Origin of the sequence: Peribacillus sp. NPDC058002, from assembly GCF_042886655.1 — a bacterium.
In the GTDB taxonomy this organism is placed as follows: Bacteria; Bacillota; Bacilli; order Bacillales; family DSM-1321; genus Peribacillus; species Peribacillus aracenensis.
The window spans coordinates 4,892-6,229 of record NZ_JBHVQU010000207.1 but is presented as its reverse complement, the minus strand read 5'-3'; the positions used below and the strand labels follow the sequence as shown (position 1 = coordinate 6,229).

Sequence of the window (1,338 nt, the reverse complement as noted above, 5' to 3'; positions counted from 1 at the left end):
CAGTTACCTGGGTTCGATTTACATGGACAGGGAAATTCAAATGTCTAAGCGGAAAGTGCCGAAAAATCAATCCGAATCCATACCTAAATGGAAACGTTTTATGGATATTCCCAATCAGCCAATGCCTGAAATGGGACTGACGCCGAAAATTGCAGTGTGGAAAAAAAACAAATCAACGCTCTGGTATTATCCATCAGCACAGAAAAAATATGAGGTGCCGGTTTTTCTTATATATTCACTAATCAATACTCCTTTGATTCTTGATTTGTCCCCCGGCAATAGTTTAATAGAATCTTTTGTAAATGAAGGTTTTGATGTGTATTTGCTTGATTTTGGAAGTCCGGGCTTTGAAGATGGTGAAATATCGATCGAAGATTATATCGCCGATTATATTCAAAAAGGAGTACAGCGTGCATTACGCCATTCTGGAGCATCAGAAATTACAGTTATGGGGTTTTGCCTCGGCGGTACAATAGCCGCATTATATGCTGCCATTTCAGACGAGCCAATCAAGAATTTGATCCTTTCCGTTACACCTGTAGATTTCAGTGCCTCAGAATTTTTTGATCAATGGCAGGTAGCGTTAAAGGAAGGTACCGCGGATTTTAACGATACGATTGATATTTATCAAACGCTCCCAGCCAGTGCAGTTAAATATGGAATCCGATTAATGACATCCCCTATCTATATATCACCCTATCTATCTTTATTGAATCAAGCGGATGATGATGAATACGTTCAAAATTGGCGCCGCTTCAATGCTTGGGCTAATGGGCATGTACCATTATCCGGAGCAGCCGCAAAACAAATAACCCAAGACCTTTTGATAAATAACAGCTTGGTTAATGGGAGTTTTGAGGTAAGGGGAAAAAAAGCGAAGCTATCGAAAATTGATGCTAGTGTTTTAGTAATAGCGAATAAGAATGATCGATTGGTCCCACAGGAAATGATTTATCCGGTAATGAAGCATTTGAAATGTAAGGATAAGACATATAGCCTACTGAAAAGTGGACATGCTGCTAAACAATATTCCGGTGTACTCCCATATTATTTGAAGGAATGGCTACTAGGGCGTTCTTCACCAATTCAATAGTTTACTAGGGGGGATGCGAAATGTACATGTTGAACGCCATTGAGGATATCAAAATCATGCCGGTTGCAGAATATATAGGCTTTGCGACATTGGTATTTTCAAAATTTCTTGCTGCATTTCCGGATTACTAAAGTGAAATAAATGAAAGGGCTGGCTCGTTATGCAGAGACAGCCCCTATTGTTTCAATGATAATATTTCACACGTTCTTCAAGTGGTGAAAAGTCTTTATCATCTGGCTCTGCAG

Annotated in this window: 1 protein-coding gene; it reads left to right on the top strand. The window is 39.5% G+C overall.

From position 1 onward, the window contains the following. On the top strand, positions 1–1,093 hold a 1,093-nt coding region (locus tag ACFVSH_RS21685; protein ID WP_387707763.1), incomplete at its 5' end, for an alpha/beta fold hydrolase. Positions 1,094–1,338: the final 245 nt, after the last annotated feature.